The sequence below is a fragment of the Bacillus sp. 7894-2 genome (assembly GCF_002272225.1).
GTDB lineage: Bacteria > Bacillota > Bacilli > Bacillales > Cytobacillaceae > Cytobacillus.
Window position 1 is genome coordinate 1 of record NZ_NPDG01000143.1, and the last position, 25,301, is coordinate 25,301.

The window sequence follows — 25,301 nt, forward strand, 5'->3', positions numbered from 1 at the left end:
TAGCCAATTAAAAAGAGCACCATTTCGTCTGGCGCTCTCTTTGTATAAGGAAATTAATACTGCATTAATGTCAGAATGTCGTAGTCGTCGAGCTTTTTACGTCCGTCAAGGTATGTTAACTCGATAAGGAATGCAATTCCTGCCACTACACCGCCTAGTTCTTCAACCAGCTGGATGGTTGCATCGATTGTTCCGCCTGTTGCAAGGAGGTCATCAGTGATCAGGACTCTTTGCCCTGGCTTGATGGCATCCCTATGAATGGTTAATACGTCTTTGCCATATTCAAGGCCATAATTAACCTTGACTGTTTCACGTGGAAGTTTACCTTCTTTGCGGACTGGGGCAAAGCCTACACCTAAAGAATAAGCCACAGGGCACCCGATGATGAATCCGCGGGCTTCAGGGCCGACAACCAGGTCAATCTTCTTTTCGCGTGCATATTCAACAATTTGATCAGTAGCATATTTATACGCATCACCGTTGTCCATAAGGGTTGTAATATCTTTAAATTTAATGCCTGGCTTCGGCCAATCTTCTACAATTGTTATATACTGTTTTAAGTCCATTTTTCTTCCTTTGCCTCCTCAAGTTTTACAGCCCCTTGCATAACTTCATCAAACCAGTCTTTGAGCTGCTGAAAGGATGAATAGAGCAAATCGCTCTCAAGAGTGTATTGTGCCTGTTTAAGCTGATAAGTTCGTGAATCAGCTAAATCACGTTTAGTGGATGTATTGTTTAACGAAATGACACCATTATTAATTTTAACAAATTCCAATTCAAAAAACACTTGAGACATAAAATCTACCGTCTCCCTGCTCCATCCCTTATGCTTGGCTATATCATTCCCATGACGCCTGATATCAATTGAGCCTTTTTTAGCAATCAGGGCAAAATACCATTTAAAGTGGTCTCTTGTTGGTATTGTGCTGAAAAAGTCACTGTCTTCTTTATAGAAATGAGCATAAACTCTGGCAGGTTTTTTCCCTGAGAAAACCTGTGCAAGAATTTCCTTTGAAGGCGGCAAGTCAGCCAGTACTACATTTGAACCTTCTATTTTTATGGTTTCAGCGTCTTCTGCAGATGTTATTTTCACCATGTTTTCCCCTGCAAATGTCTTGTATTTGGAAATATATTCATCATTAAAAAATACCCAGGTTGTGTTTGTCTCAGGAATGACACTTTGAAGTCTTTCAAGCCGTTTTAAACTCCGGATATCAAACAGCTGCCACGAGTTTACCGCCATATCCTGCAGGAAAATTTGCGGCTTTTTAATGTTATTCCATTCATTAATGGATAATTCACCGATAACTGACAGCTTGGAGTATGGTGAAATATGCTCATGCAAATGCCCAAGCCCAAAACCGATGCCATCGAGTGAAGATCCATCATTCTCGATTGTGACTTTAATATGGTTTTGTTCAGATCCGATCTTTCTCATAGCTGAAATATTAGCATCTTTTATCATTACTTTTGGTTTTGCATTTCCCATCCCAAATGGAGCAAGCAGCTGCATCTCTGCAATAGAAGAAAGATTGATATCTTTTAAATGGAAAACCCCATCAATAGAAGTTACAGGAATAAAATCTTCCTCAGACAGCTGTTCATTTGCAAGAGTATTCAGTCTGCTTCTCAGTTCATCAACCGAATCTATGGATAAAGTCATTCCTGCTGCCATCGGGTGCCCTCCAAAGTGGGGCAGGATATCCCTGCATTCAGAAAGATTTTTGAACAGATCAAATCCTTCTATACTTCTTGCTGAACCCTTCGCAAGCCCTTTTTCATTGTCATAGCTAAGAACAATTGCCGGCCGGTAAAACTTTTCAACAAGCTTCGAAGCTACAATTCCGATTACCCCGGCGTTCCAGCCTTCTTTCCCGACAACAATAACTGAATTCTCACTGATTGGGAAATTTGTTTCAACCTCTGAAATCGCTTGTGCTGCAATGTCATTGACAATAGCTTGCCTCTCTTTATTCAGCATTTCAATTTCTTCGGCAATGGCTTGTGCTTCATAAGAATCATTTGTCAGAAGCAGATCCACAGCAGGATCAGCGCTCTCAAGCCTTCCGGCTGCATTGAGGCGAGGGCCGATTGTAAAGCCGATCGTTTCTTCACTAATGGATGGAAGCTCGATTCGTGCCGCTTTAAACAAGGCATTCAAGCCTGTATTTTTAGTTGATTTCAGCTTTTGAATTCCGCGCTTGGCAATAAGTCTGTTTTCTCCCGTTAAGGAAACCAGGTCAGCAATTGTGCCGATCGCAGCTATTTCCAAAAGGTGTTCAGGCATTTCACCATAAAGCGCATGTGCAAGCTTAAAGGCTACCCCAACACCGGCAAGTTCCCGGAATGGGTATCTGCTCTCCGGATGCTTAGGATGCACAATGGCCAATGCTTCAGGAAGCTCAGGGCCGGGCTCATGGTGATCTGTAATGATCAAATCCATTCCCAGCTCTTTTGCAGCTTTTGCTTCATTTACAGCAGAGATTCCAGTATCTACAGTAATAATTAAACGGATGCCGATTTCAGCTGCATGTTCAAAAGCTGGGATATTTGGCCCATAGCCTTCCGTAAAACGATTCGGTATGTAGAATTGGACATCAGCACCGAGATCTCTAAGTGCCATCATCATGACAGAAGTGCTTGTCACACCATCCGCATCATAATCACCAAAAATTAAAATAGGTTCCTGTTTTTCAATAGCTTCTTTTATTCTGGAAACAGCAATTGCCATATCTGTCATTAAAAAAGGATCATGAAATTCCTGCTCATTATCCATCAGAAAATACCGCGCTGAATCAACGGTATCCATTCCGCGATTAATTAACAGCGATGCTGCAAGAGGAGAAATATTCAGTTCCTTTGAAAGCCGCTGTACTTTATCGTCCTCTGTTTGCCGAACAATCCACCGCGTTCTTGAATGTAACATACGTTCACCCCTCAGCTTATTAATTATACAAGAGGGGAAGGTTCGTTTCAATAAGTTAAAATCGGGTTAATCCATACATTTCTGGAAAGAAAAAAAGGAACTGCAGGTCACTTTTTGGGACAAAAAGAAAAAACTTGAGCAAAAGCTCAAGTCTGTTCATTCAGTGTATATCCCTATCCAGCTCTTTTTCAAGTTCTTCTTTATCAGCACCATCATTTACAGAATTTCCTGCTTTAAGCTTTTCATTTTCCCTTTTTAGTAATTTCAGCTGCCTTTGAAGTGAGTATATGCGGACAATGCCCACAGAACCGACAATTAGTCCTCCCATAAGGACAGACCCTAAAATCACAAGAATCAGCGGCCACTGGCTTTCCCCAAACAAGTAGTTTACCGTTACATTATCGACATTGATCACTGCGAAAACAGCTACTATTAGTGCAAATAAAAACCCAAATAATAAAGTCCATTGAAATTTCATGCTATCCTCTCCCTGATATATTCTCTAATTTATATGTTCTTCGCTGTAAGGATTAATGTGCACAAAGACATTTTGCACATTTTCCAATTGGAGCAGCTTGCGTTTTACTTCTTTGCCGACCCGGTGGCCATCCTCAACAGTCATATTAGGATCCACCGACACTTTTATATCAACAATAACATAGTGTCCGTGTTCCCTGGCATGCAATTCATCGATTCTTTTAACATAATCGACGGATTCAGCCGTTTTGCGCATTTCAAGTGTATCTTCCTCATGAAGCACATGATCAAGCGTGCTGTGAATGGATTCTTTCCCAAGCCGCCATGCCATCTGGAGAATCATAAGGGAAACAATGAGGCCAGCCACAGGATCTGCATACTCAAGCCATTCAATTCCCATTCTTCCGCCAATAATCGCACAGCCAATGCCTATTAAAGCTGCAATTGATGAATAAACATCTGAACGATGTTCATAAGCATTTACAATTAAAGCATCACTGTTTAGTTTCTTTCCCAAATTATACTTATACCGAAACATTGCTTCTTTCACAATGATAGAGACCAGCACTGCAGCTATTGCAATTGCTTTAGGAGGTTCAATTGGCGAAAAGAATGATTCAAATGATGATTTGCCTATTTCAATTCCCACGAGGAATAGCAGGACTGCAACAATTATGGCTGCTATCAATTCAGCTTTCCCATGGCCGTATGGATGATCCTCATCCGGCGGCTGCTTCGCAGCTCTCAGACCCAAATACACAGCAAAGGAGCCGGCAACATCTGAAGCTGAATGGACCGCATCCGCCACCAGCGCTTTACTTCCTGAATAAACGCCAATTCCCCATTTGAGGGCGGCAAGAATAATATTGCCCACGATGCCAATTATAGCTGCAAACTCAGCTTTCTTAAAACGATCGTTATTTTCCAAAGCGATACTTCCTTCCTCCCTGAACTTGCTATTAGTTTATCCTATTTCCCGGAATCATTAACCAAATTTGTAAAATAGACAGCATCCTGATTTAATAAAAAAACTCAGGCACTCGCCTGAGTTTTTGAAATTATTACACTTGAGGTTCGTCACTGACTTTGCGTTTTTCTTTAACAGTATTAATAACGCCTTTTTCCTTCAGTTCTTTGCCTTTCCATACTGCCCATATCTGTGCAGCAAGGAAAATGGATGAATAAGTACCTGCAATCAAACCGATCAGAAGTGCAAACGAGAAGTTTCTGATTGATTCACTTCCAAATACGAGCAGCGCAACAACTGTAAATACAACCGTTAAAACAGTGTTCACAGAGCGGCCAAGCGTTTGGCGAAGACTCTTGTTTACAACATCCGCAATATCTTCAAACGATTTAAGCTTTTTCTTTTTCTGCATATTCTCACGCATCCGGTCGAACGTTACGATTGTATCATTTATTGAGTAACCGACCACAGTCAGAATTGCTGCAATGAAGGTAATATCCACTTCAAGTCGTGTAAAGCTAAATACTGCGATAATAAAGAAGGCATCATGCAGAAGTGCAAGGACTGCAGGAATGGCCATTTTCATTTCAAAACGGATGGTTACATAGATAACAATGCCTATAGAGGCAATTGCCAATGCAATCAGCGCGTTTTTTGCAAGTTCCTTCCCTACAGTTGGGGAAACTGTGCTGACATTTGGATCTGCACCGAATGTCTCATGGAAATGAGTTTTTAAATCGGCGATTTCATTTTTTGTCAGTACACCTTTTAATCTTGCAACACCAATTTCTTTATTATCACCAGAGATGACAATATCGTCAGTCTCTAATCCTACGGCTGATAATTCATTTTGGAGCTCTTCTTTCGTTAAAGGTTTATCAGCCAGCTGCTCAATACGCGTACCGCTTGCAAAATCAATTCCGAGGTTCAGCCTGAATATGGATACAATGATAATTCCCACTGCAATTAATACAGCAGATAGAATGAAAAACTTCCTGCTGTGCCCTACAAAATCAAACTTATCGAATTTGGTTGGCAAATCAAGCGTATCGTAATTTTCAGCAATATTTTTAATCTCGCTTCTCTTAACTCCAAACCAGCCTGGTTTTTTATCAAGAGCTTTACTATGGACCCAAAGCCCCATAAGCAGCCTTGTGCCGTAAACAGCAGTAAGAAAGCTGGCGAGGATGCTTATAATAAGCATGGTTGCAAATCCCTTTACAGAGCTTGTCCCATACATGAATAATACGGCTGCTGCTAAAATAGTTGTGATATTCGCATCAAAAATTGTAGAAAGTGAGTTTTTCTCCCCGGCCTGGAAAGCAGATTTGATTGTCCTGCCCACTTTCATTTCTTCCCGGATTCTCTCGTAGGTAATGATATTCGCATCAACAGCCATACCAACCCCGAGAATCAGTGCGGCGATGCCAGGCAGCGTCAATACGCCATTCATCCAATCAAATATGAGTATTATCAGATAAATATAAAATGATAATGTGAGTGTCGCAATAAATCCAGGGAAACGATATACCGCAATCATGTAGATAAAGATTATTAATACCCCTATTATTCCCGCAAGTATGGTCGTTTCCATTGCCTGCTCACCAAATTTAGCACCAACTGATGTCGAATAAACTTCATCGAGCTGTACAGGAAGGGATCCTGCATTCAATAAATCCGCCAGCGTCTGTGCTTCTTCAATTGTAAAGTTCCCGACAATGGAAACTGTATCCTGATTAAAGATTTGGCTTACCTGTGGAGCAGATAAGTATTTTGGGTCTTTTTTTGCTGCCTCAGCCTGGAAGGAATCCTGGCCTTCTTCAAAATCAAGCCAAATGACAAGCAGATTATTTGGTGCTCCCATATTGACAATTTTTTGAGTTACATCTTTAAATTTGCCGGCACTTTTCAGCTTCAATGAAACACTTGGCTTTCCGTTTTCATCAAATGTCTGCTTTGCACCATTTTCTGCAAGATCTGAACCATCCATCATTAATTGATCATTAACATCTCTGAATGATAGATTCGCTTCTGTGGACAGAATTTCCCTTGCTTTATTCTGATCTGTTACACCAGCAAGCTGAACACGAATCCTCTTATCTCCTTCAATCTGGATATTCGGCTCACTTACTCCAAGCACATTGATACGCCTGTCCAGTGCTTCAGCAGTACTGGCAAGGACATCTTTAGTTACCTTTTGCCCATCTTTTGGCGTTACCTCATAAAGAACCTCAAATCCGCCCTGTAAATCAAGTCCAAGCTTAATATTTTTTAAGATGTTGTTTGTCGTTGCCCCAGCCAAGCTTCCTAATAATAAAACAATCAGGAAAAAAGCAACGATACGGCTGCGCTTTACCATTCTGAATAAATCCTCCTTAGCTATCGCCCGATACTTAATAAAACAGGCACCGCATCAGCAAGTGTGATGCCTTATTTACCATACAGGCTTGCATGGCCAGTCTGCCTATCTATTAAATGCAGACTGAACGTTAATTAAAGCTTCTTTTGTAACCATTGCGGTTTTTACCATTCGTTCTTAAATTTCATTCTATGTATGAACAATGATATGAAAAAAGACCGATTACTCCGCTTTTCATTATGAAACAGATTGTAAAACCTGTCAATTTGTCTTATATCATGTTAAAACTCGAAAAAATTGGAAACACTGGCTACTTTAATAGTTTTTTTCGTTCTTCTTCATTATCTAAATCAAATTCAGCTTCTTTAAAAGCCTCCATGGTAGCATAGTGAATGTATTCACTCACTTTTACCTCCATTACTTCTTCCACAATTTCAAATAGCCTGACATTTTCTTTTGGTTTTTTCCACTTTTTCTTTGTCAGATATCCCCAGAGCTCCTGTTCAGACACCTTTTTATATCCCAGAAGCCGAAATTCATCCAGTTTGCTTTCCAATGCAGGTTTTACCGTAGTGCGAAAATAATCATATTCATGGCCGATTTTCATATTCAGCCGCCTCCCCGCCATTAATAACATGGAAATTATGATAGCTTGTCATGCTTTGTCCTCTATCTTGCATATAGATAATTGTATATGATATTACCCATTTTGAGAAGGCAGGGAGTTGAATGTCCAAATTTCTGAAAGGTACCATGATCCTGCTCGCTGCAGGGCTTGTGACCAGGGTCCTTGGCTTTATTAACAGAATTGTCATTGCCCGATTTATTGGAGAAGAAGGTGTTGGCCTCTATATGATGGCCTTTCCCACCATGATTCTTGTCGTCACCATCACACAGCTTGGGCTGCCGGTTGCTATTTCTAAAAATGTAGCCGAGGCAGAGGCAAGAGGCGATACAGCAAAAATCAAGAAAATATTAATTGTTTCCTTAGCGACGACCATCTCGCTTTCCATTGTTTTCACTCCTGCTTTAATATTGCTTGCTCCATTATTATCAGAGACACTCTTTACTGATAACCGGACCCATTTGCCTTTAATGGCAATCGCTCCAATTGTGCCGATCATTGCAGTTTCCTCTGTCATTCGGGGTTATTTCCAGGGCAGACAGAACATGAAGCCTGCTGCCTATTCCCAGATGATTGAGCAGATAGTCCGAATCAGTCTGATTGCTTTAATGACTAAGGCATTCCTGCCATATGGAATTGAATATGCGGCTGCGGGCGCCATGCTGGCAGCAGTCATCGGGGAGCTTGCATCATTGCTTTACTTGATGACCACATTTAAGCTTAAAAAGAAGTTCAGAGTCAGGAAACAATTTTTTAAATATGTGTCTTCCGGAAAAAGTACATTTAACGAATTGATGACCGTTGCTCTCCCAACGACAGGAAGCAGAATGATCGGTTCTGTCGCCTGGTTTTTTGAACCGATCGTGGTAGCGCAGAGCTTGGCACTTGCAGGTGTGGCAGCAGCTGCGGCTACGAAGCAGTATGGTGCTCTAACGGGCTTTGCCATGCCTCTTCTGATGCTGCCATCGTTTATTACTTATTCTTTGTCAACTTCTCTTGTTCCCGCTATAAGCGAGGCAAATTCCCAAAATAATATGCGGCTGATCGAATACCGGCTTCAGCAGGCCCTTCGTTTCGCATTCATTACCGGGGGTCTCGCAGTGGTGGTTCTTTACATCCTTTCCGATCAGTTGATGGAAGTGATGTACGGCTCCTCAAGCGGCTCTCATTTTATTAAACTGATGGCTCCATTTTTCCTGTTTTATTATTATCAGGGACCTCTTCAGGCAACTTTACAGGCATTGAATCTTGCCCGTGCTGCCATGATCAACAGCTTGATTGGAGCTGTTGTAAAGACGGCCGTTATCTTTCTCCTTGCCAGCCAGCCTGCATTTGGGATAAATGGCGTTGCGATGGGGATATTGACTGGTACAGTCCTGGTGACAATGCTTCACTTTGCAACCGTTCTGAAAGCTATTTCTTTTACTTTTTTCGTAAGGGATTATCTAAAAACGTTTATAGCAATGATTGTATCAGGAGGCTTAGGGTTATGGATGCTAAAAGACATCCTTGCCCCAGACATGAATACAGCATTAAGGGTTATTTTGATATCCGCAGTTATCACAATTGTCTATATCATCCTTTTATTAATCTTAAAGCTTATTAGAAAGAATGACTTAATTCGTATTCCAGGAATCGGCAAAATGATATCCAGGCTGGCATTTAAATAATGTTTCACAGGTCAGCTGAGCTGAGCTGACCTTGTTATTTTCTTTCATCAAATAAATCCACATAAAATTGTCCATTTTCATAACTGCAGAATGAAATATCGGATATCTCTTTATACCCCTCTTTTCGGAGTTCCTGACGCAGCCAAAAGTCACTTTTATTAATCGTTTCCAGATTCGTTTTCTGAATCGTGCCATCTATAATTAAAGGGATTGTTATCCCCCCGTCTTTACTGCCTTTTCTTTCAAACACTGACAGCGTACCGGAGGATTCAAGGATGGCAAACTCCACATCAGAGATTTTGGCAATATCTTTTTCTCTTAACTGCAGAAGCAGGTCATCAAAGTTATACCGCTGCTTCCTCATGGCATTTTCATCTATTTTTCCTTTATTAATAATAATAGTCGGCTTGCCATCAACTACGTCCCTGAAAGTTTTGCTTTTCAGGGAGAGTATGGCCAATACAATTTGTACAACCATCAAAAGGAGCATGGGAAGCACATTTTTTAAAATATTTGAATCCGGAGTTTCAATCGCGACAACTGCAAGTTCAGCAATCATGATATAGACGACCAGGTCCAGGATGCTTAGTTCCCCAATTTCCCTTTTGCCCATCAGTCTAAAAATGAGAAGAATGACTGCATACAGAAATAAGGTTCTTACAACGATGATTAGATATTCTTCCACTTCAACAGCACTCCTTTTGATGCAATCCTTTCTATTCTTCCGCATATTGGAACTTTTATGAGGTTATGGGCTTTTTTCTTTGCACAATTTCGATTCTATTTTTTCAATGTGTGAATATGCTTGTACTAAGGAAAAGGCTGGGTACCCCATGGGTTTAAAGCTGTTCCTGTTCACTCATTAAGAAGGGAGAGGGTCCATATAGAAGAATCTAAGAATTTTGGAAGCGCCGTACTTTATGGTATTATTGCGATTTTTGCCATTGCCGTCGCCGGCAGTCTCATTTTTTCACTGCTCCTTCGGTTTACATCACTGCAGGAGTCTTCTTTACAGTATATTATTACTGCTGTTTCATTCATTTCTCTATTTGCAGGCGGGTTCATTTCCGGAGGCAAGGGGAAGCAAAAAGGCTGGCTTCTCGGAGGCTTAACCGGTCTTGTTTACTCAATCGTAATTTTTCTTTTTCAATATTTGGGACATGACAGTTTATTTAATATGGAGCAAATGATATACCACACCTGTTTCACACTTACGGCCATGATGGGCGGTATATTGGGAGTGAACCTCAACACCAAAAGAACCGCATAAAAAAAGAAGGTCCTGCAGCTCAGGACCTTCTTTTTTTATATTAAGCTTTTGCTAATGCATCGCCAGTTGCCTGCGTTACTTCGCGGATCGCTGCACGATCGTATGTAAGACGGCTTCCGTCACCACATTTAATGACCACTTTGTCTTCGTCGATAGCATCAACGAATCCATGAAGGCCGCCGATTGTAACAACCTTATCTCCCTTTTTCAAATCACTCTGCATTTGCTGAACTGCCTTTTGGCGTTTCTGCTGCGGACGAATTAACAGGAAATAGAATAAAACAAACATCAGCAATAATGGTCCTAATGTTCCTAAAAGCTCCATAGTTTTCCCCCCTTTCAAAGATCAGCCCGATTAAAGGAAAAAGCCCCTAAAATGAACTCAATTTTTTATGATTAAAAGTTCTTCGCGTTAGGCTTATTAAATCCATACCTTTCGAAAAACTCTTCTCTAAAGTCTCCCAGGCGATCTTCCCTAATAGCCTGTCTTACCTGCTCCATTAATTTTAACAGAAAATAAAGATTATGGTAAGTTGTAAGTCTGATTCCAAATGTTTCATCACAGCGGATTAAATGCCTGATGTAAGCACGGCTGTAGTTTCGGCATGTGTAGCAATCGCAATTCTCATCTATTGGGCCAAAATCTCTTGCAAATTTTGCATTTTTAACAACCAGTCGGCCATTGCTTGTCATCAATGTTCCGTTCCTGGCAATCCTAGTAGGAAGAACACAGTCAAACATATCGATTCCTCTGATCGAACCATCAATCAAAGAATCCGGGGATCCCACTCCCATAAGGTATCTTGGCTTATTAGACGGCATTAGCGGTGTTGTGAATTCAAGCACACGGTTCATAACATCCTTCGGCTCGCCTACCGATAATCCGCCTACAGCATACCCCGGGAAATCTAGAGATGTTAAGTCTCTCGCGCTCTGTTTGCGCAGCTCCTCATATTCTCCGCCCTGTATAATACCAAAGAGCCCCTGATCATTCGGGCGCTTGTGAGCTTTTAAGCAGCGCTCAGCCCATCGGGAAGTCCTTTCAACTGACTTCTTCATATATTCAAAAGAAGCTGGATAAGGCGGGCACTCATCAAATGCCATCATAATATCAGATCCAAGCGAATTTTGGATATCCATTGCTTTTTCAGGAGATAAAAACAGTTTGTCACCATTCAAGTGGTTCCTGAAATGAACGCCTTCTTCTTCAATTTTGCGGAATTCGCTCAGGCTGAACACCTGAAACCCGCCGGAATCTGTCAGAATGGCCCGGTCCCAATTCATAAACTTATGCAAGCCGCCTGCTTCTTCCACGATTTCCTGACCCGGACGAAGCCAGAGATGATAAGTATTGCTCAGAATGATGCCCGCTCCCATTTCCACCAATTCTTCCGGGGACATGGTTTTTACTGTAGCGAGTGTTCCTACGGGCATGAACACAGGGGTTTCAAATGATCCATGCGGCGTATGAACCCGGCCCAAACGCGCACCTGTTTGCTTACATGTTTTAATTAATTCATAACGAATTGCAGTCAAGTTGCAGTTCTCCTTCCATTTAAAAGCACATTATTCCTGCCAGGGAAAGGCAGAATAATATTACAAAATGAGCATAGCATCTCCAAAGCTGAAGAACCGGTACCGCTCCTCAACTGCCTGATTATAGGCATTCAGAACGTTCTCACGCCCTGCCAATGCACTCACAAGCATAATTAACGTTGATTTAGGCAGGTGGAAATTCGTAATCATGCCATCAATCGCTTTAAAATCATAGCCTGGATAAATGAAAATATCAGTCCAGCCGCTTGCTTCCTCAAAACGGCCATTATGCGCAGAAGCAATGGTTTCTAAAGTCCTCGTGGAAGTAGTCCCCACACTGATGATTCTTCCTCCCTGCTCACGCACTTCATTTAATAGACGTGCAGTTCCTTCAGTTACCTGATAAAATTCAGCATGCATTTCATGCTCATCTAAATCCTCCACACTAACAGGCCTGAAAGTTCCAAGTCCAACGTGCAGAGTAATAAAAGCAATATGCACACCCATTTCTTTTATTTCTTCAAGAAGCTGTTCAGTAAAATGCAGTCCTGCTGTCGGAGCTGCAGCAGAACCGCGCTCACGGGCAAACACAGTCTGATAACGGTCCCGATCATCAAGCTGCTCTTTAATATAAGGAGGCAAAGGCATTTCTCCCAGTTGTTCAAGCACCTCATAAAATATCCCGTCGTATCTGAACTCAAGTACCCTGCCGCCATGATCTGAGGTTCCAGTGCAGACAGCAGTCAATTTGCCGTCCCCAAAAGTTATTTCAGTTCCTTCTTTTACTCTTTTGGCTGGTTTAATCAGCGTTTCCCAGGAATCCCCTTCAAGCTGTTTAAGAAGCAGCACCTCTATTTTCGCACCAGTGCCCGTCTTTTCTCCAAACAGCCTCGCAGGAAGAACCTTTGTGTCATTTAATACAAGACAATCTCCTGCTTGAAGGTAATTCTTAATATCTTTAAAAACACTATGCTGAATATCCCCGGTTTTTTTATCAAGGACCATCAGCCTGCTGCTTGTCCGATCGGCCAAAGGCGTCTGTGCAATTAATTCTTCAGGCAAATGAAAATCAAACCAATCTACTTTCATGATGTCACCCTTCTGTTATTCATATAGACTACCGGAACCTGCCAATAAAATAAAAGATGGCAGATAGAATAATGCTCAGCAAAATCGATGTAACGACAGGAAAATAAAAAGTCGTATTGCCTTTCCTGATCACTATATCTCCAGGCAGCTTGCCAATATTAATAAACTGGCTTATAAATCCTATGGCAAAAATGATCGCACCAATGACCATCAGCCACTTTGATATGCCGCTCAATCAGCAGGCACCTCCATTTGAAAATGGCGGTACACCAGGTCTGTTACAATTCTTCCTCTTGGTGTCCGCTGAAGAAATCCAATCTGCAATAAATAGGGTTCATAAACATCTTCAATCGTATGCGCTTCTTCCCCAATGGTCGCTGCAATGGTTTCAAGGCCTACAGGTCCGCCGCGGAATTTTTCGATTATCCCTCTTAATAATTTATGGTCAATATGATCAAGGCCTAAACGGTCAACCTGCAAAAGCTCAAGAGCCTCCTTGGCCAGTGTTTCATCAATTTGGCCATCTGCTTTGACCTGAGCGAAATCCCTGACTCTCCGGAGGAGCCTGTTTGCAATTCTGGGCGTGCCTCTTGACCTTCTCGCCACTTCAATGGCTGCTTTTTGATCTATGCCTGTATCCAGCACCTCAGCTGTACGCACAACAATATTCGTCAGCTGCTCTTCTGTGTAGTATTCAAGCCTGCTTAGCACGCCAAACCGGTCTCTTAACGGAGCTGATAGCGACCCTGCCCTTGTTGTCGCGCCAACCAGTGTAAAAGGCGGCAAATCCAGCCTTACTGATCTGGCACTTGGCCCTTTACCTATCACAATATCCAGACAGAAGTCTTCCATTGCCGGATAAAGAACTTCTTCTATAGACCGGGGCAAGCGATGAATTTCATCAATAAACAGGACGTCACCCGGTTCCAATGCAGTCAGGATCGCAGCCAAATCACCTGGCCTTTCAATTGCAGGGCCTGCAGTAGTTCTGATATTTACGCCCATTTCATTGGCAATAATAGCAGCCAGAGTGGTCTTACCCAAACCCGGCGGCCCATATAGAAGGACATGATCCAAGGTTTCCTCGCGAATTCTTGCGGCTTTAATAAAGATCTCGAGGTTCTCCTTTACTTTATCCTGACCAATATACTGCTTTAATGTCTGCGGGCGCAGACTCTGTTCAAATGAAAGATCCTGAAAATCAGCTTCACCGGATATTATCCGCTCTTCCATACTTAATCACCTTCTTAATTCAGCATAAAACGAAACGGCCTTCTCCAACGAATTATAGTTTTAAAAGCTTTTGCAGCGCCTTCTTTATGTATTGGTCCGTTGTAAGCTTTTCCTTTTTCAGTTCAGGCGTAATCTTTTTAAGTTCCTTTTCTGAATAGCCCAGCGCTTTTAGTGCAAGCAAGGCTTCTTCCAAATCTCCTGCAGGCCCGCTCTCAGCCTGAATTCTATCCTCTGAAAACAGATTAGGGAAGAAGTCAGGGACAATATCGGGAAGCTTCCCTTTCAGATCGAGAATCATTTGTCTTGCTGTTTTCTTTCCGACTCCAGGAAACTTAACGAGGAATGCTTCATCTTCATTTTCAATCGCCTGCACCACCTGTTCAGGTTCACCAGAAGCAAGAATTGCAAGAGCTCCCTTCGGCCCAATGCCGGTAACATTGAGCAGTCTGGTAAACAGCGTCTTCTCCTCACGAGTCTGAAAGCCGTACAATGCCATAATATCTTCCCGTACATAATGATACGTGAATATCCTGACTTCCTGTCCGAACTCCGGTGTATAGCTAAATGGGTTAGGCGTTAATATCTGGTATCCAATTCCATTGTTTTCAACAACTACATATTCAGGTCCGATAAAATCGAGCCTGCCTCTTACAAATTCAAACAATGCCTTTCTCTCCTCTAATTCAACTGTACCTCATTGTACCATAAACTATTTTGGCACGAAGAATAAAATGCTGAAGACCCTTTTCAGGAGACTTGTTCTAAGCATCCTCTTGTTCCTTCCTTAGTGCACCTTTCAAATCATCCCTGACACTTATACTGCTCATCTCCACACTGGAGCGATAAGCAGCACGGCAAATTACATGAGCAGAAATGGGTGCAGTAAGGAATACAAAAAATATTCCAAGCAGTAATCGAATACTGAAAAAATTGTCTGCAAACAGGAAGAACAGAAACGCTCCAAACAATGTAAACAATACACCCAGAGTGGAACTTTTTGAAGCAGCATGGGACCGGGTATACACATCCGGAAGCCTAATAATGCCGATTGCACTTAAAAAACTGAAAATGGTGCCTGTGAGTATTAGAATTGCAGCCACCAATTCACTTGAGACGTTTGCGTTCAATGACAACACCCCTTTCCATAAAGCGCGCAAAGGCAATAGTTCCTATAAAGGAAAGAATGCCAATTAATAAAATGACTTCCATGAAGGCATGCGTATTTAGTAACACCGAGAAAATGGCTACCGCTGAAATTAAATTAATCCCCAAAATATCCAATGCCTGTACCCTGTCAGGTGTCGTAGGCCCTATAACCAGCCGAAAAATTGTTGCCATCATTGAAAGCGCGAGAAATCCCAATGAGAGCATTAAAATAATTTCTATCATTTGCGGGTCACCTTCTTTATCGCCTTTTCAAACCGATCCTTTGATACTATGACAGATTCACTTGATTCCGGAATATCCATGGCATGAATATAAAACACTTTATTATCATGGGATATTTCCACAACTACAGAACCGGGAGTCAGCGAAAGAAGCAGAGCAAGCAAAGTTACTTCAAGATCTCCTTCAAGCTCCGTTTCAATTGTGAAAATCCCTGGTGTGATATTAATTCTTGGCCTTATTACCTGCCGGATTACAAGTATGCTTGAAGTAAACAATTCCCAGATGAACACAAAAAACAATTTCAGGATGGCAACAAGAGATCTCAAATATAAAGGGGCTTTGAAGAATTTCTCTAAAACGATCAAAACAATTATCCCCACCAGATAACCGCTGAAAAAGGATAATACGCTCCAGTCATCTTGAAGAAACATCCATAAGAAAGCTATAAATAGATTAATTAATACTTGAATGGGCAAATTCATAACCCCTTTCGAAGAAAATCTGTTCATTTCAGGTATTAAGGTGTTGTCTGGCCTCCAAAGACAGCATGAATATAAAGCTCCGGACTCATTAAGGTTTCAACTGCCAGTTCGGTATAGACAGAGATTCCCTCAGCTCCCAAGCCCAGCAATATGGTCAGCAGACTTAGACAGACTATCGAAGCCATCACCCCTTTAGTTGTACCTGATTCCATCTCTTCACTTAAATACGTTTCTCCCCAGAAACAATTCATAAAGATTTTAATAACAGAGTATAAGGCCATCAGACTTGTCAGCAGGCCTATCCCCCCCAGCCAGTAATAACCGGCTTCAAAAGTCCCCTGTGTTATAAATACCTTGCCAAGGAAACCGCTTAAAGGAGGAATTCCTGCGAGGGACAAAGCAGCAATAAAAAACATCCATCCAAGATATGGGTGATTACGGATAAGGCCGCTCATATCTTTTAATTTCCCAGTGCCTGTAAGACTGATTATTGTTCCGCCTAATAAGAAAATTAGCGCCTTAACAATAATGTCATGGATTATATAGTAGACAGAACCTGTTATTCCTTCGATTGAGAAAGAGGCCAAACCGGCAATAATGAAACCAACGCCTATAATCACGTTATAAGCAAGTATGTTCTTAATATCCCAATGGGCAACAGCTCCAATCGCACCCATAATCATGGTTGCCGCTCCCAAAATGCCGATTAATAGATGTGTAATTTGCGGCTCGTGGTAGAAAACCAGGGTAAATAAACGAAAAATCGCATATATGCCAACCTTTGTTAATAACGCAGCAAAAACCGCAGCCACAGCCGTTGGCGGTGCACTATATGAGCCTGGGAGCCAAAAGAATAGAAAGAGGGCAGCTTTCAGGCTGAATATGACCAGCAATAAAATAGATATAATGGTCAATAGCCCGCTCTGGCCCGTTTCTGCAACCCTCAATGAAAGGTGGGCAAAGTTTAAAGTTCCTGTAATCGCATAAATATAGGCGATTGCAACGAGGAAAAGAAATGACGAAACTATATTGGTAAGTACATATTTAATGGACTCCCGAAGCTGCACCTTAGTGCCTCCCAATGAAATCAATACATATGAAGAAATGAGCATAACTTCAAAACAGACAAACAGATTAAATAAGTCCCCGGTAATAAAAGAGCCATTTACTCCCGTAATCAGGAATAAAAATAAAGGATAGAAATAATGGCTCTCCCTTTCTTCCCCTATTGATCTGAAGGCGTAAAGCAAGCAGCAGACAGATACAATACTTGTTATTAAAAGCAGCATGGAGGAAAACATATCAGCGACCATGCTTACCCCGAACGGGGGCTGCCAGCCGCCTAAATGCAGGGTCTGAATCCCATCGGTTTTATTTTCGCCCATTAACAAGACTGCAATGATTCCTGATGCAGATAATGCTGTGAGGCTTAAGATTTTATGAAGTTTTATATTCCTCCTAAAAATCACCATGACCATTCCTGTAATCAGAGGAATGATTATGGGCAAAATAATTAAATTATTCATCATGATTACCTCTCATTTGATCCGTATCGTCTGTGCCCAGCACTTTATATGCACGATAGCTCAACACTAAGAAAAGGGCTGTTGTTGCAAAATTAATAACAATCGCTGTTAATATAAGTGCCTGCGGCAGCGCATCGGTAAATGGAAGGTCCTGCAGCCCCAATAATGGAGGACCTCCCGTTTTTAACCCGCCCATCGTAAGAATAAGCAGATGGACACCATGGCTGATAATGGATGTTCCCAGGATGATTCTAAGTAAACTCTTGGTTAAGATTAAATAGGTTCCTATAGCAAAAAACAGACCGACAAGCAGTGACATTAAAGTTTCCATTCTTAGTGATCATCACCTATACTCAGAATTATGGACATCGATGTCCCAATAACTGCCAGCGCAACCCCAACATCGAAGAGCACTGCGGTAGCCAGTTCAGTTTTTCCGAAAACCGGAATGTCGAAATAATTAAATGCCTGTGTTAGAAAAGGCGCCCCAAAAACAATGCCCCCTACCCCTGTAAAAACAGCAATTAATACGCCAATTGCTGTGAGCACTTTAAAGTCAACGGGAATGTTTTGGCGGACTGTTTCAATATCGAAAGCCAGAAACAGAAGCGTCAGAGCAGCTGAGAACCCTAAACCTCCGATGAATCCTCCGCCAGGGTTATGATGTCCTGAGAAGAATAGGTTAATCGAAAAGGTAAGTATGATAACTACTGCAACCTTTATAACAGCATGCAAAATGATATCATTTGGTTCTTTCACTTCTATCCCTCCCCGATATTCTCAGTTTTACAAGTGTGTACACCCCTAAGGAAGCTATGCCAAGAACAAATATTTCAAGCATTGTATCTATTCCCCTGAAGTCTACAAGAATCGCGTTAACGATGTTTCTTGCCCCGGCAAGTTCATATGAATTTTCATAATAATAGGCGATAGGCTCGAATAACCTTGTTCCATTAGCTGATAGTGCAAGAATTGCCACTATGGCCCCAACGCCAAGAGAAATCACTAAATTCGTTATTCTGAATTTCACTCTGACTGCTTCCCTCCGTATTTCGGGCAGATGGTAAAAACATAAAAGGAAAAGGGCAGTTGTTACTGTCTCAACCACCAGCTGCGTTAAAGCTAAATCCGGTGCGCGGAATATGACAAAGAAAAGTGAAACAAGGTATCCAAGAGCACCTACTGCTACTATAGCGGTCAGCCTTGATTTGGAAAATAGAACGGTTAAGGCTGCTGTTAACATACTAATGATCAGCACACCTTCATATATGCTGACTGGTGCATTATTGCCGGCATCAAAGGCTGCTCCATCCAGGAACAATATAGAACCGCCAATAATAATAATTAGAAAAGTGAAGACATAAACAAAATAGTCACGTATAAAGCCTGTCATATAACTCTTTGTTAGAGTAAGGGACATATCTTCTATTTTTCCGAGCCCTTGATTATAGAAGTTATTGAAGGTCATGCTATACGGATAGATTGAATAAATGCCAATCCACTTTTTTAGATATAGATATAGAAGAGCTCCTGCTGCGACGACTCCCATGGTCATAAATAATTCACTATTCCAGCCATGCCAGGCACTGATCTTGATCTCAATTTCCCCTGGCTGAGAATAGGCAGGCAAAACGGCGCCCATTGCGGGCTTAAGAATGTATTGAGAAAGTACATTAGGAAAAAAGAAAATAATAATAACCAGGGAAGATAAAATAACCGGAGGCACTAACATACCAACTGGTGCTTCGTGGGCTGCTTTTTCCAGCTTTTTCGGCTTATATTTCCCGGTAAAGGTCTTGAAGATCAGGATCATACAATAGATAAAAGTAAACACACTTGCTGCCCAGGCTATAACAGGGATAATCACACCTAAGGATTCCATGCTGAATATAGACATATCAGACGCATTCAATACAGCGGTAAAGAACATTTCTTTACTTAGAAATCCATTAAACGGAGGAAGGCCTGCCATTGAAAACCCGCCAATTATAGCCAGTGTAAAAGAAATAGGCATCAGGTGCATCAAACCGCCCAGCCTTCTAATATCCCTTGTTCCGGTTTCATGGTCAATAATCCCCACAACCATGAACAAACTTCCCTTAAACGTAGAGTGATTGATTAAATGAAAGATTGCAGCAAGCACAGCTGCTGCATACATTGAAGCTTCATCACCCGTACCGTAATACAGGGACGCTGATCCCATGCCAAGCAGACTCATGATCAGCCCGAGCTGGCTGATTGTTGAGTAGGCTAATAAAGCCTTTAAGTCTGTTTGTTTTACCGCGTTAAGAGAACCATACAGCAATGTTATAAGCCCGGCACTGGTTACAAGCCAAAACCACTCTGGGGTACCTCCAAAGATTGGCGTCATACGCGCCACTAAGTATATTCCCGCCTTAACCATTGTTGCTGAGTGCAGATAAGCACTAATTGGCGTTGGAGCTTCCATTGCATCCGGAAGCCAAATGCTGAATGGGAATTGTGCGGATTTTGTGAACGCCCCAAGAAGAAGAAGCATCATTGCAGGCAAAAATAAGGAATGCTCATATATAGTGTCAGTCTGATTGATCATTTCACGAATGCTGTATGTTTCTGTCATCATTGACAGCATAATAAATCCGGCAAGCATGGCCAGTCCGCCAAAAATCGTAATATTCATTGATTTTTGTGCCCCATACCGCGATTTTTCCCTTTGATACCAATAAGCAATCAATAAGAAAGATGAAATGCTTGTCAATTCCCAAAAAACATATAGAACAAGAATGTTATCAGAGAAAACCAAGCCAAGCATGGCTCCCATAAATAATAGTAAATAAACATAAAAATTATGCAGTGATTCTTTCAGCTTCGACATGTAATAAATGGAATACAGCACAACCAATGCGCCGATTCCTGTAATAACCAAGCCAAAAACTAAGCTTAATCCATCAATATATGTTGTGTAATTTATTCCATAAGTTGGTATCCAGGGTACATAAATAAGAATCGTTTCACCCTTTGAAATAATTGGAATATATCTTAGTAAATACAGAAAAATGACTGAAGGCACACTAAGCACAAACCAGCCCGTATGTATGCGGGGTGTAAACACTCTATAAATAAACGGAACAATTATTGCAAATAAAAATGGAATTAAAACCATTATGTGCAGCCAAGACAAATAGGTCCCCTCCCTTTTTTAAGAATTCCAGGCCACTCTGCTGCTCTAAAATTTCAGGGTATTTTAATTGGTCTTTTAGAGTATGCTCCCTTAATCATAAAACCATTACTGGAGAACTTGATTAAATTTCTTGAATGACATTGACTGTTCAGGTTGCATAAGCTATAGTCATACATAGTTTAAATTAAGAACACTACTATTTTTCACATCTATTCGAGGTGAGTTTACAGTGAAGAAACTAAAAGGACGAATGGACGAAAGCATTCTTGTCTGCGTTTATTACGGCCCAAATGGTGAAAAATTAATTCGCCGCGGATGCCAAATAGCAAGTATGCTTGATTGCCCTTTATATATTTTGACCATTGATCCAAAACCTTTTGATGAAATGGATGCGGAGAAATCACATTACATTACAAGGTGGAAACAATTAGCCGATCACTTTAGTGCTGATGCTTTCATTTTGAAGGATAATGATAAGCGGCCAGTATCCAAAGTAATCACCGAAGTGGCCAGAGAAAAAGGCATTACACAAATTATCCTTGGCCAAACAGCTCAAAGCCGCTGGGAACAAATTGCTAAGGGATCCATCATCAATACACTTCTCCGTGAAGTGCCATTTGTGGATCTTCATATTATTTCTGTGTCCCGCTACCTGAAAGATCAGGAGGGACAATTTGAAAAAGGCGTCCGTGCATACCTCGTTAAGGATGGAAGCAACTATCGTGTGACTTTCAAACATACGAAGGATGCTGAGTATGAAGGAATCTTCTTTAAGGATCAAGGTACTGACTTTAATAATGGGGTTTTTAAATTTATGCAAGACCAGGAGACTCTTCAAGTTATCGTAACTGAAGACATTATATCTGACTTAACAAATGTAGATTTAGATGATTCCCTAAATGATGATGATGACGAATAATGAATAATACCTCCTCTGCTGAATGCAGGGGGGGTTTTTTTATGCCTTCAAATCAGACTAGAGATTAACATCCACCTTTATTAATTGCTTTTGACCTCTCTCAATTCCTAAATAACGCAATGTTTCTGCTGAAGAATGGTGATTATATATGGACATAATGATCGATATGGCAATCCCTTTTCTGTAAGCATGGTAACCAAAGGTTTTACGGAGTGTGTGTGTACCGATTTTCCCCTCTATTCCCGCTTCCTTTGCAGCACTATTTATGATCCGGTAAGCCTGCTGGCGGGTTATTGGCTGATTATTCTTTTTGGATTTAAAAAGAAAATCGCACTCAGCAAAATCATGCTGGGAAAAATATTTTCTTAATTCTTTTTTCACACTGTTATTTAAAAAATACGCTTTCTGTTCATTGTTTTTTTTAGATTCAGCATCAATGGTTAAATCATCAATATAAATAAATTCCTTTATTTCTTTCCCATCTGAAACATCACTGATTTTTAAAGAAAGCAGATCACTGACTCTAATGCCTGTATTTATTCCCAATACAAACAGCAACAGATCCCGCTGCGATTGTCTCTTTAAAATCTCTTTGATTTTATTTATGCTTTTGATGTCCTTGATAGGATCAACATATTCCACTAGATTCCCTCCTGCATCTAATGTTACTTAATTACATGCTAACAGAAACTAAGTAACATTACAAACAATACATATTCCTTTGTTGACAACAGAAACATGCAAGAGAAGTATGTTCCCTTGCATGTTTCACTGCTATTTCAATTCGCCTGCTTTTCACCGGCAGTATAGCTTTTAAAGGTTTCCAGGACTTCCACATATCGATCTTTTGAAACAATTGGTATGCCTTTTTTTAATTCTTCACATTTTGTGCTTTCTAATTTTCCTAAATCAATTTGAAAGAATGAATGAATAATATTCGTTTTTTCCGGCTTCCCATTGAAAATGGTCAGGGTTCCATCCTCTGTTACACCGAAGTACCCATTTGCTTTTAGTAATGGTGATATATCATCCACTTTTCTTCGGAATATTATATAATCTATATCCATATCAACAAGCTGCCATTGATCATATTTAGCCCAGAAATCTTCAAGGGTCCATATGGTTTCCTCTATCGTTTCCTGGCTCACTTCCCCATCCAGATACTCCCTTTCCAAAATGACCTCCATCTTAAGCGGACCTTCAATTTGTTCCTCTGCTCCCTTAGCATATAAAGAAGTGCCGTTAGATAAAAAATTGAATGCGTCCATCTGGAAGAAGAGATAAAAGGAAGCAGCTCCTACTGCCAGCAAGCCCCATATGGTTCTCATGAACGATCACCTCGATTAAATAGTAACTTCTTCACTATCTGCCTGAGCCTGTTTTTCCCAGATCTTTATGATTAGTGTGGCCAAAATTTTCATGTTTATCCTGAAATAATTTTATATGTAAAAAGGGGCAAAGCTCAGCTGCTTTTACCCCTAATTCTAATCCGTTATTTTTCCCTGCGGAATAAGTTTTTTAAATCCCAGTCAATTTGCTCTCTTGGACCGCCATCACGAAGATTATTATCAATGTTTCTTAAACGGCTGAAGGTCCCTTCGTCTGTTACAACCTTTGCAGATCTTCCCCTAAGATATGGCTCGACAGCTTCATGAATCGCTTTTTTCGTTTCTTCTTCCATATCGTAATCAGTCAGATCTACAGCAATCAAAACATTGCTTCCATAGGTAACGGACCTGACGTCTTCAACATTTGGAACAGATGCTGCAACGTCGCCGATTTTTTCAGCAAGCTCACCTTCATAAGCCTGATAATAGGAATTTTTAGCTTGTCGCGTATTATCATCGAGATGCCCGTGATAATTTGCATCACTATGGCTAAAGCGATTATCTTTCATGAAAAAACTGCGATCTCTGTCTGCAATAGGAATAGTAGGGTTTCCGGTATTTTCGTTCCGGACTCTTCTGGCATTATTGTCTGCCTGGTTATGGCGGGTTTTTTCCCCCTCGCCTCCAAGCGTATGATCCATCATTTCTGTCAGAGGCCCATCATTATCGGTTCCATCTTCCACCCGGGCATTGCCGCCGCGGCTTCCGTGATTCTCATTCGAGTAATATCCCATTGGCTGACCAATTTCGTTGCTCCGTTCAACACCTGCATCTTCGTTCGTTCCGCATCCTGTCAATCCCATTGATAAAATAGCAGCCATCGGCACTGCAAGCAGTTTCTTGTGCAAGCGAAAAACCCCCCTCGCTAATATTACAAGCCCTGAGCATTTCTGCTCTTATTTAGCTTGTGAGCGAAGAGGGGCTTTCATTCTGTCCATTTACGTCCAATTTTTTATTAGCATTATTTGTTTTTGTCATCAGCAGCATATCTAAGAGCTTTAATAAAACGCTGTCTTTCAGCAAATTGTCCTACAGTTAAGTCCAGAACAGGACGAATTTTCACGGAATCAAGATACGTTCTGTCCCTTATTACACGATTCCATTCCCTGAATATGTCAGTTGGAAATGCCAAAGCATGAAGAAAGCCCTTTTCTTCAAGATTGGATTTTAAGATTGGATATTTTCTCAAATCTTCAAAGGACCAATTCATATAAGGAAGGATGCGATTTGCATACTGCAGATAATCGGAATGGGGAGCCCCTATTGCTATCAGGTCAAAATCGAGCAAATATAAAGATTGATCTTTTGCTCTGAGAAAATTATGATGTGCTACATCACCGTGCAGAATTACCTGCTTCCCCGGCTGAATAAGCCAGGCTTCGTCTTCCATGCCTTTTAAGGACCAATCTGCCCAGGCTAATAGCTCATTAATAATTTCTTTTTGGACAAAATATCTTACTACAGGGAGATTATTAAGGAAAAGGGTTGCTCTTTCTCTCCACTTGTCCGCCTGCCTGTAAGCCGGCACAACTGTTTGATAGCGGCTGACCAGCTTCTCTGTAGTAACATGAAATTTCTTCAGCAGCTCCAGCCCTTCTAAACGATCTGTCTTCAGGTAATAAGTAAAAACTTCTTTCGAAGGCGGTAAATACTCCAAGCAGCCATAATAAGTCCTGTCAAAAAACAAAGGCGGATCTTTGGCAACTTCGTAAAAGATATATGTTTTTGAAAATCCTTCTTTCATTAATGAAGAGGTGAATGCTTCCTGAAGCTTTAAACGGTGATAGGATGAAAACCCTTTTAGTATAAAGGACCTTTCCTGTGTCCTAAGCAAATAAACCTTCTTTCGAATTGGCTTTAATTCTTCAATTTTAAATGGCAGCTGATCCTGCAAATAGGAGAAGAGACGATTTTGAACTAAATCGTCTCCTCCATTATTAACCGTCGTATTCACTGCTTTCGTCTATGTTTCTTGGCATTCCAAAAGCCGCTCCGCCCATTGGGCCAAAACCCTGACCGAAACCTGGTCCCGGACCATAGCCGAATCCCGGACCATACCCCTGCCCTGGACCAAATCCTGGTCCTGGTCCGTAGCCTCCAGGAGAAAATTGAGGTCCTCCACAGCCGCAATCATCCGAAGCGCCCATCACCGAGCCGGGCATCAATGGCTTTTGAGACATGCCTGGGGATTCTTCCATTCCCTGCACCTGTGGCATCTGATGCGGCATTTGCATTCCCATGTCTTCTGCCCCCATCACACCCTGTGGCATCTGGTGCGGCATCTG

27 protein-coding genes and 1 pseudogene are annotated in these 25,301 nt (G+C 41.3%); 3 read left to right on the forward strand and 25 right to left on the reverse strand.

Features of this window, described 5'->3' with window-relative positions:
- Nucleotides 1–53: 53 nt before the first annotated feature.
- From CHI10_RS20095 to CHI10_RS20120, 6 genes are all read right to left on the reverse strand, one after another.
- Nucleotides 54–566, reverse strand: a complete 513-nt coding sequence (locus CHI10_RS20095; RefSeq protein ID WP_095245946.1) for an adenine phosphoribosyltransferase — start codon at nt 564–566, stop codon at nt 54–56.
- Nucleotides 557–2,926, reverse strand: a complete 2,370-nt coding sequence (recJ, locus tag CHI10_RS20100; protein WP_095245947.1) for a single-stranded-DNA-specific exonuclease RecJ — start codon at nt 2,924–2,926, stop codon at nt 557–559. The genes CHI10_RS20095 and recJ overlap by 10 nt, the downstream gene beginning before the upstream one ends.
- Nucleotides 2,927–3,086: 160 nt before the next feature.
- A complete protein-coding gene (locus CHI10_RS20105; RefSeq protein WP_095245948.1) occupies nt 3,087–3,404 on the reverse strand; it encodes a LapA family protein in 318 nt (105 codons plus the stop codon).
- 24 nt (nt 3,405–3,428) lie between these two features.
- The gene (locus CHI10_RS20110; RefSeq protein ID WP_095245949.1) at nt 3,429–4,331 is read right to left on the reverse strand and encodes a cation diffusion facilitator family transporter; all 903 of its coding nucleotides are present in this window, start codon (nt 4,329–4,331) and stop codon (nt 3,429–3,431) included.
- A 133-nt stretch (nt 4,332–4,464) separates the two neighbouring features.
- Nucleotides 4,465–6,729, reverse strand: coding sequence for a protein translocase subunit SecDF (gene secDF, locus CHI10_RS20115; protein WP_095245950.1), 2,265 nt, complete (start codon nt 6,727–6,729; stop codon nt 4,465–4,467).
- 310 nt (nt 6,730–7,039) lie between these two features.
- Nucleotides 7,040–7,336: a post-transcriptional regulator gene (locus CHI10_RS20120; RefSeq protein ID WP_095245951.1), complete on the reverse strand. Its 297-nt coding sequence runs from the start codon at nt 7,334–7,336 to the stop codon at nt 7,040–7,042.
- 122 nt (nt 7,337–7,458) lie between these two features.
- Here CHI10_RS20120 and spoVB point away from each other — a divergent pair, with 122 nt between their 5' ends.
- Complete coding sequence (spoVB, locus tag CHI10_RS20125) at nt 7,459–9,024, forward strand: stage V sporulation protein B (RefSeq protein ID WP_095245952.1); 1,566 nt, start codon at nt 7,459–7,461, stop codon at nt 9,022–9,024.
- A gap of 34 nt (nt 9,025–9,058) precedes the next feature.
- Here spoVB and CHI10_RS20130 read toward each other — a convergent pair whose 3' ends face one another.
- On the reverse strand, nt 9,059–9,709 hold the full coding sequence (locus tag CHI10_RS20130) for a DUF421 domain-containing protein (protein ID WP_095245953.1): 651 nt from the start codon (nt 9,707–9,709) through the stop codon (nt 9,059–9,061).
- 198 nt (nt 9,710–9,907) lie between these two features.
- Between CHI10_RS20130 and CHI10_RS20135 the strand changes: the two genes are divergently transcribed.
- Entirely contained in the window at nt 9,908–10,294 is a 387-nt protein-coding gene (locus CHI10_RS20135; protein WP_076257463.1) for a TIGR04086 family membrane protein, read from the forward strand.
- 40 nt (nt 10,295–10,334) lie between these two features.
- On the opposite strand, the gene yajC is transcribed toward CHI10_RS20135, so the two are convergent.
- From yajC to CHI10_RS20200, 13 genes are all read right to left on the reverse strand, one after another.
- Entirely contained in the window at nt 10,335–10,619 is a 285-nt protein-coding gene (gene yajC / locus CHI10_RS20140) for a preprotein translocase subunit YajC (RefSeq protein ID WP_095245954.1), read from the reverse strand.
- 71 nt (nt 10,620–10,690) lie between these two features.
- Complete coding sequence (gene tgt, locus CHI10_RS20145) at nt 10,691–11,830, reverse strand: tRNA guanosine(34) transglycosylase Tgt (RefSeq protein ID WP_035331272.1); 1,140 nt, start codon at nt 11,828–11,830, stop codon at nt 10,691–10,693.
- Nucleotides 11,831–11,890: 60 nt separating this feature from the next.
- Nucleotides 11,891–12,919 carry a tRNA preQ1(34) S-adenosylmethionine ribosyltransferase-isomerase QueA gene (gene queA / locus CHI10_RS20150; protein ID WP_095245955.1) on the reverse strand — a complete coding sequence of 343 codons (1,029 nt, stop codon included), beginning with the start codon at nt 12,917–12,919 and terminating at the stop codon, nt 11,891–11,893.
- Between the two features lie 28 nt (nt 12,920–12,947).
- Nucleotides 12,948–13,154: a DUF2905 domain-containing protein gene (locus CHI10_RS20155; protein ID WP_048011596.1), complete on the reverse strand. Its 207-nt coding sequence runs from the start codon at nt 13,152–13,154 to the stop codon at nt 12,948–12,950.
- Nucleotides 13,151–14,152, reverse strand: a complete 1,002-nt coding sequence (ruvB, locus tag CHI10_RS20160) for a Holliday junction branch migration DNA helicase RuvB (RefSeq protein ID WP_095245956.1) — start codon at nt 14,150–14,152, stop codon at nt 13,151–13,153. Before ruvB ends, CHI10_RS20155 begins: the two co-directional genes overlap by 4 nt.
- Before the next feature lie 52 nt (nt 14,153–14,204).
- Nucleotides 14,205–14,816 carry a Holliday junction branch migration protein RuvA gene (ruvA, locus tag CHI10_RS20165; protein ID WP_095245957.1) on the reverse strand — a complete coding sequence of 204 codons (612 nt, stop codon included), beginning with the start codon at nt 14,814–14,816 and terminating at the stop codon, nt 14,205–14,207.
- Nucleotides 14,817–14,913: 97 nt separating this feature from the next.
- On the reverse strand, nt 14,914–15,279 hold the full coding sequence (gene mnhG, locus CHI10_RS20170; RefSeq protein WP_095245958.1) for a monovalent cation/H(+) antiporter subunit G: 366 nt from the start codon (nt 15,277–15,279) through the stop codon (nt 14,914–14,916).
- Complete coding sequence (locus tag CHI10_RS20175; protein WP_095245959.1) at nt 15,257–15,541, reverse strand: Na(+)/H(+) antiporter subunit F1; 285 nt, start codon at nt 15,539–15,541, stop codon at nt 15,257–15,259. Before CHI10_RS20175 ends, mnhG begins: the two co-directional genes overlap by 23 nt.
- Entirely contained in the window at nt 15,538–16,017 is a 480-nt protein-coding gene (locus CHI10_RS20180; RefSeq protein WP_095245960.1) for a Na+/H+ antiporter subunit E, read from the reverse strand. The genes CHI10_RS20175 and CHI10_RS20180 overlap by 4 nt, the downstream gene beginning before the upstream one ends.
- Before the next feature lie 41 nt (nt 16,018–16,058).
- On the reverse strand, nt 16,059–17,549 hold the full coding sequence (locus tag CHI10_RS20185; RefSeq protein WP_095245961.1) for a Na+/H+ antiporter subunit D: 1,491 nt from the start codon (nt 17,547–17,549) through the stop codon (nt 16,059–16,061).
- Nucleotides 17,542–17,880: a Na(+)/H(+) antiporter subunit C gene (locus CHI10_RS20190; RefSeq protein WP_048011602.1), complete on the reverse strand. Its 339-nt coding sequence runs from the start codon at nt 17,878–17,880 to the stop codon at nt 17,542–17,544. Before CHI10_RS20190 ends, CHI10_RS20185 begins: the two co-directional genes overlap by 8 nt.
- Before the next feature lie 2 nt (nt 17,881–17,882).
- Entirely contained in the window at nt 17,883–18,308 is a 426-nt protein-coding gene (locus CHI10_RS20195; RefSeq protein WP_095245962.1) for a Na(+)/H(+) antiporter subunit B, read from the reverse strand.
- Nucleotides 18,292–20,709 (reverse strand): Na+/H+ antiporter subunit A, encoded by a 2,418-nt coding sequence (locus CHI10_RS20200; RefSeq protein WP_095245963.1) that lies wholly within the window; start codon nt 20,707–20,709, stop codon nt 18,292–18,294. Before CHI10_RS20200 ends, CHI10_RS20195 begins: the two co-directional genes overlap by 17 nt.
- A gap of 229 nt (nt 20,710–20,938) precedes the next feature.
- Here CHI10_RS20200 and CHI10_RS20205 point away from each other — a divergent pair, with 229 nt between their 5' ends.
- On the forward strand, nt 20,939–21,628 hold the full coding sequence (locus tag CHI10_RS20205) for a universal stress protein (protein WP_286137518.1): 690 nt from the start codon (nt 20,939–20,941) through the stop codon (nt 21,626–21,628).
- Nucleotides 21,629–21,685: 57 nt separating this feature from the next.
- Here the strand turns inward: CHI10_RS20205 and CHI10_RS20210 are convergent, their stop codons facing one another.
- From CHI10_RS20210 to CHI10_RS20230, 5 genes and pseudogenes are all read right to left on the reverse strand, one after another.
- The gene (locus tag CHI10_RS20210; RefSeq protein ID WP_095245964.1) at nt 21,686–22,270 is read right to left on the reverse strand and encodes a tyrosine-type recombinase/integrase; all 585 of its coding nucleotides are present in this window, start codon (nt 22,268–22,270) and stop codon (nt 21,686–21,688) included.
- A 137-nt stretch (nt 22,271–22,407) separates the two neighbouring features.
- A complete protein-coding gene (locus CHI10_RS20215; protein ID WP_095245965.1) occupies nt 22,408–22,956 on the reverse strand; it encodes an intercompartmental signaling factor BofC in 549 nt (182 codons plus the stop codon).
- Nucleotides 22,957–23,120: 164 nt separating this feature from the next.
- Complete coding sequence (locus CHI10_RS20220; protein ID WP_095245966.1) at nt 23,121–23,864, reverse strand: YhcN/YlaJ family sporulation lipoprotein; 744 nt, start codon at nt 23,862–23,864, stop codon at nt 23,121–23,123.
- A gap of 113 nt (nt 23,865–23,977) precedes the next feature.
- Nucleotides 23,978–24,970, reverse strand: a complete 993-nt coding sequence (locus tag CHI10_RS20225) for a phosphotransferase (RefSeq protein WP_095245967.1) — start codon at nt 24,968–24,970, stop codon at nt 23,978–23,980.
- A pseudogene (locus CHI10_RS20230) lies at nt 24,954–25,301 on the reverse strand (hypothetical protein); the annotation flags it as partial. The gene CHI10_RS20225 and the pseudogene CHI10_RS20230, both read right to left, overlap by 17 nt.